The 5,077-nt window shown below is 32.1% G+C and carries 7 protein-coding genes; all 7 read right to left on the reverse strand.

The genetic code is table 11. From position 1 onward, the window contains the following. Positions 1-138: 138 nt before the first annotated feature. Positions 139-714, reverse strand: a complete 576-nt coding sequence (locus ACFQ1K_RS14475) for a hypothetical protein (RefSeq protein WP_320556856.1) — start codon at positions 712-714, stop codon at positions 139-141. A gap of 158 nt (positions 715-872) precedes the next feature. Next, positions 873-1,220 (reverse strand): hypothetical protein, encoded by a 348-nt coding sequence (locus ACFQ1K_RS14480; protein WP_320556855.1) that lies wholly within the window; start codon positions 1,218-1,220, stop codon positions 873-875. A 285-nt stretch (positions 1,221-1,505) separates the two neighbouring features. Further along, complete coding sequence (locus ACFQ1K_RS14485) at positions 1,506-1,997, reverse strand: hypothetical protein (RefSeq protein ID WP_386134375.1); 492 nt, start codon at positions 1,995-1,997, stop codon at positions 1,506-1,508. A 158-nt stretch (positions 1,998-2,155) separates the two neighbouring features. Next, on the reverse strand, positions 2,156-2,914 hold the full coding sequence (locus ACFQ1K_RS14490; protein WP_320556853.1) for a hypothetical protein: 759 nt from the start codon (positions 2,912-2,914) through the stop codon (positions 2,156-2,158). Then, a complete protein-coding gene (locus ACFQ1K_RS14495) occupies positions 2,901-3,602 on the reverse strand; it encodes a hypothetical protein (protein WP_320556852.1) in 702 nt (233 codons plus the stop codon). Before ACFQ1K_RS14495 ends, ACFQ1K_RS14490 begins: the two co-directional genes overlap by 14 nt. Positions 3,603-3,767: 165 nt before the next feature. Then, on the reverse strand, positions 3,768-4,418 hold the full coding sequence (locus ACFQ1K_RS14500; RefSeq protein ID WP_320556851.1) for a hypothetical protein: 651 nt from the start codon (positions 4,416-4,418) through the stop codon (positions 3,768-3,770). Between the two features lie 153 nt (positions 4,419-4,571). Next, positions 4,572-4,940, reverse strand: coding sequence for a hypothetical protein (locus tag ACFQ1K_RS14505; RefSeq protein ID WP_320556850.1), 369 nt, complete (start codon positions 4,938-4,940; stop codon positions 4,572-4,574). Positions 4,941-5,077 lie beyond the last annotated feature (137 nt).

Genomic DNA, 5,077 nt, shown 5'->3' on the forward strand with positions numbered 1-5,077 from the left:
TAATCGCAGTCTGTAATAAGCTTATAAAACAAGCGTTTGCTATCGCAAAATCAGGATTGCCTTACGATTCTGATTATGCCATGAATTAAACCAAAATTTATTTGGATTTTAGCTTAGTTCATTGTTAGGTGCAGGTTTTTATATCAGTTTTTTTAGTTTGTATTCCGATTTTAATTCTTCTAATTCCGATTTGTCAATCAATTTCATATTCATTAGCCATTGCATATTTCCCATAAATTGTTCTTCTTCCAAGTCAAAATTGATGAGCATTTCTTTCTTTTTATTATTTGCTATTTTGATTAAATTTTTAGCAAATTCCGTTACTTTTTCTTCGTTTGGTTTAGTTCGAAATAGTCTTATTAGTTTATTCCCATTCGCAATTAAAATGTCATCCTTGTGTGGTTTTAAAAATCCAAAAATTGATAGTACTCCCCAAATTATTGCATTGGCAACATATGTCCCAGGTTTTTCTGGATTTCCTAAAAAATAAACTCCGACACAGATTAAAGTTATGATACTTGTAATTCCAACAAATATTTTCCCCACGATTATGTTGTCCGCTTCGTACTGAATTTCGTTTCCGACTTCGGTCAGATGAATTTTATATTTTAATTTGTCCTTAATTGAATTGTATTCAACTTCTACAAATTCAGAATCAGAGTCTATTTTATAAGACCGGGTTTCAAATCCTTTTCTTTGTTTTATTTCGTTCATATTTTTTTCAACTTGCACCTAACGGTCTAGTATAACCGTCAGTTACGGGTTAATATGCGTTAATTTTCGGTTAAACTCTGACGTTAGCAATTCCGAGTGGATTCGGACGTAGTCGAATCCGCCGTAATTGCGGTTATACATTGTTGTGCGTAGGTTTTTCAATTTACTTTTTCAATTTTCGGTTCAACAGTTGATACTACGTTCACAATGTGATTCAGCGATATGAATGCATAATGCTTAAATTCTCCTGGATAGTCCGCCGATGCAAAAGTGTCCGCTTTTACATAGTCCAAGAAATTCGATTTGTTATAAGTCCGAATTTTTTCTCCAACGTATTCAGTTCCTCCAAGACTTTCGTAACTTTCATTAATTACCGAGTAGGCTATATATCGGTCAAAAGTTATTTTGAATATTTCACTGTTTTCATTGTGGTAAACTGCTCGAGAAGGTCCGATATCAACACCGAGAATTTTATGACTCTTTTCCAATTCGCCGACTATTCCCATTGTCAATTCAAATTCCAATGAGTTCTCTTCTGGCTCAAATATTTTGGTCAGAAATATATTCCTTTCGCTATTTATTCTATCGTAGTTACTCATTTTTTCAACTTACGCACAACGGTTATGTATAAGATTAGTGGCGTGTTTAAGTACCTAATTTAGCAAATAAACACTAGATAGAAAATCCACAAGGATTTTCGTAAGTAGGCGAGAACTAGCCATTAATTTTATACGGTGTTGTAGTGCGTTTTTATTTCCGTTTCTATTTTCAAGTCAGATTAAAGTCCGACATTATTTTAATCCAATTTCATTAATGTTTTCGTCAATTCTTTTCCAGTCAGTTCCGATAAAATTCCTGTCGTCATAATTTTCGGAAAGTACAAAGTAAAAATACTTTGTCAAATAATATACTTCAGCGTTTCGTTTCGCATAACCTAAAGCTCCAATATCTTTCATTTGTAATTCCACTTTATGATTACCACTATTTTCATTAATCAGTTCAACCGTTTGAGTTTTCCACGTTTGAGTAAGAAATAATATTTTTAATGGATTCAAGTAAATCAGTCCAATAATTGTCAAAATTGGAATTCCCTTTCTTAATATAGGTTCAGATAAATTTCGATTAGCTTTAAATTCCATTATGAGCAAAGGAATTGGTAAAATCAAAATCCCATAATAAATGATTGATTTTAAAAATCCGATTTTGGTTTGAAATAAGTCGAAAATGTCCAATAAGAAAAGGGACAAAACTATGTAAAATGTTATTCGGATTATTTTCAGCATATCGTTTTTCTCAAATGCACTACAACGTCTAGGCTATGAGTAGTTGCGCGGTTTAGAGATTAACTCTGCAAGTACACACCCATTTGGAAATTCCGCAGGAATTTCCAAAGTAGGCGAGAACAAGCAATTACTTATAGACATTGTTGTAGGCAGTTATTTTATTCAGTTTCTTTTTCTTTTTTCGAGTCAATCAGTTCAATTAATTTATTCAACGACGATTTAATTTTATCCGATTCAGCTTTCTTTAGCATCAATTCCGCTTTGTTTTTCATACCGCTGTAATTTGCGTCTGGATAAAGTTCAATCAAGGCTGGAAAATATTTGTCAATTCCGTTTGCAAGTTTTGTTTTTCCCTCCTCTGTGAATGCTTTTTCGTTATTTATCTCGTCCAGATAAATCAGATAGTTTTTTATTAAAGTACTAACGTTTGAGTTAATGTTATTTTGAACCCTTGAAGAATTTGGGTCGTCTGCATTTTCCTTTATTTGGTCATTTCCTAATTTGAAATATTTTAGTTGAAGTCCTAAACCAAAATGCCAAACAGCAAGCATTTCTTTATCGTATAAATATTGGTCTTTTCTGTCAAGTGCATCATAGATGTTATTCATATCTTTCCACTCACTAAAGAACTTTTCCGCAACTTCGTTTCTGTGTTTAATGCCTAATTCGTTGTCATCAAGGACAATATTAAAATTTTGTTGGTCAGTAAGTTTTTCTACGATAATTCTTGTTTGTGGGTCGTCAAAAGTTGGAAGTTTTTCGTCTGCTTCGTAACCATAATTTAATTCCAAAACTACTTTATCATAGTCATTTAAGTCCCAATATCTTTTTTCAAGTGGAAATTCGTGTTTTTCTGTATTGCAATTCGTAAGTGTTATGCTTATTAAAGCAAAAAGGATAATTCTAATTTTTGTCATTAAATTCAATTTTTGGTTCTTTATATTCAGTCAGTAAATTTAGTAAACTGTCAACTTCTTTTTCGTATCTTTTTTGTTCGCTCAAAACATAACTATGGAAAGTGTTGTAGTCATATTCTGTTTGAAATTTTCGTTCGTCTTTTTCTGCTTGCCTAATTATTCCCTCGATTTTGTTTTTATCAAATCTGTTGAGTTTTGATATTTTTTCTTTTGCTTTTCGAGCGAATAATTCAGTTATTCTGATATGATATTTCTCGTGTGTTAACAGTTCTTTACTATTAGTATTCTTTTTATAAACAAACGAACGAGAAGGATAGAATAGAGATTGAACTTTTACAGAATTATCATCAATGTGGCTATCTATTGATGTAACTACATATGCAAACCTTTCATTCCCATAAAGTGATTTTTTAAAAAACTCAAGCCCTCTGAAGTTTTCAAAGGTTATTTGGTCGTATTTATCAAAAGTCAAGGGTTTCTCATAATTCAGATAGTTGGTATGAATTAAAATTCCAAATCCGACTATTACTGGAATAATTATCATTACACTGTATTTTAAGAACTTTTTAAATTTCTTTAGTGGAATTTTATTACCTCTTTTACTCTCTTTTATCACTATTCCCAATTGATAAAAAACTGGTGAAAAGTAAATAAGTATTATTAGTATAGCTATTAAATTCTCATTCATTTGATTTGGTTGGTCATAATTGCCTACAACGTGTTTGTGTATGAGTTGTGGCGTGTCTCGTCACGGACGATTCCAAGTACAAAACCCAGCAGGAAAATCCGCGAGGATTTTCCGAGTAGGCTCTTGCCCAAGCCATAACTTATACACGGTGTTGTGGTGTCGTACTTATTTTTTATTTTCTATTAATTCAATTTCGTCTATTTTTTTCGGTGGTGGCGGTGGTGGTGGAATATCAAATTTTTCATTCAGCCATATTTTCAACACAACGCTGTCCGTTAATTTTTCATATTCATTAAGTACTCTTTCTATTGTTTTTGGAAGTCTTTCCATATTATTGTTGTCGTAAGAAATGAAAATCATTAGCTTTTCAGGACTAACGCTCCAAGATGGAATTTTACCATTGTTTTCAAAGTCTTTTTTCAGAACACTTGTTAAACTATCTAATGGATAAAAAAATCTGTCTGATTTACTAATCGTATCATTATGTATTTGAATTGTATTTTTTTGTTTAATTAAAATGCAGCCTATTCCTTCCCAACAAGGATTCCTCAAATAAACCCTTTTTATAATGCTATTGTTGTTAAAAGTTATTTTTGGAAGACTATCATTGCAAACAATTTGTTCAGTCCGTTCGAGTAACTCGTTCCAGTTATTAAATTCATTTAATTTTAATTCAACCGCAATACTGTCACTTTCATTCTCGTAAAGACCGAAATTTTTTTCGATTTTTTTTATAGGTTTTTGTTCCGCATTTTGACAGCCAAAAATGCACAAAATCAATATAATTAAAGACGATATTTTAATGTTAGTTACCATTTTTTCGTATGCACCACAACGGTTTGGCTATGGTTTCGTTGCGTGAAAATCAGCTAGGATTTTCCGCCGTAAACTGAAGATAGCAAATTTGCGAGGACTTTCCGCGAGGAAAGTCAGAAGCAATGAACTATAGTCGGTGTTGTGCAACGTTTTTTATTTAGTTCTGTTTTTTAATTTGTAATTATTTAGCCAGCTTTTATATCCGATTGCATCAGTTCCGTTTCCGCTAGCTACTTTTTTTAATATTTTCAATGCTTGTTGTTCCGTTTTATTGTCAACGTTTAATTTTTCGAGCATATGAGTTGCAACCCAAAGATTAGTTCGGTTCTCCTTAACAGTGAGTAATTCCGCAAACTTTTGTATTTCAATTCCGTTGTCATTTTCAGAAATTAATTCAACAATTTTATACATTTCGTTTACAGCAGAGTTGTTTTTCCGAACAGATTTTTTGTCGGCATAATCTGTTTCCGCACAGATTTTTGTCAGTTTGAGATACTTTTCTTTTAAACTCTCGATATTCATTTTAATGTTGCACAACGGTCTCGTGTATGAGCAGTAGCGGGTTTTACGCAACTACCTTTCGGATTTCAATATACTCATATTAAATGACAAAAGCGGTTCAAGTTTGCACTCAAACCGCTATTGCTTATACACAATGT

Source organism: Winogradskyella aquimaris (assembly GCF_042676105.1).
Lineage (GTDB): Bacteria > Bacteroidota > Bacteroidia > Flavobacteriales > Flavobacteriaceae > Winogradskyella > Winogradskyella aquimaris.

What these genes read in the sequence shown, in the direction of transcription:
- ACFQ1K_RS14475 (WP_320556856.1), bottom strand. Translation starts at nt 714, where the DNA reads ATGAACGAAATAAAACAAAGAAAAGGATTTGAAACCCGGTCTTATAAA.
- ACFQ1K_RS14480 (WP_320556855.1), bottom strand. Translation starts at nt 1,220, where the DNA reads ATGGGAATAGTCGGCGAATTGGAAAAGAGTCATAAAATTCTCGGTGTT.
- ACFQ1K_RS14485 (WP_386134375.1), bottom strand. Translation starts at nt 1,997, where the DNA reads ATGCTGAAAATAATCCGAATAACATTTTACATAGTTTTGTCCCTTTTC.
- ACFQ1K_RS14490 (WP_320556853.1), bottom strand. Translation starts at nt 2,914, where the DNA reads ATGACAAAAATTAGAATTATCCTTTTTGCTTTAATAAGCATAACACTT.
- ACFQ1K_RS14495 (WP_320556852.1), bottom strand. Translation starts at nt 3,602, where the DNA reads ATGAATGAGAATTTAATAGCTATACTAATAATACTTATTTACTTTTCA.
- ACFQ1K_RS14500 (WP_320556851.1), bottom strand. Translation starts at nt 4,418, where the DNA reads ATGGTAACTAACATTAAAATATCGTCTTTAATTATATTGATTTTGTGC.
- ACFQ1K_RS14505 (WP_320556850.1), bottom strand. Translation starts at nt 4,940, where the DNA reads ATGAATATCGAGAGTTTAAAAGAAAAGTATCTCAAACTGACAAAAATC.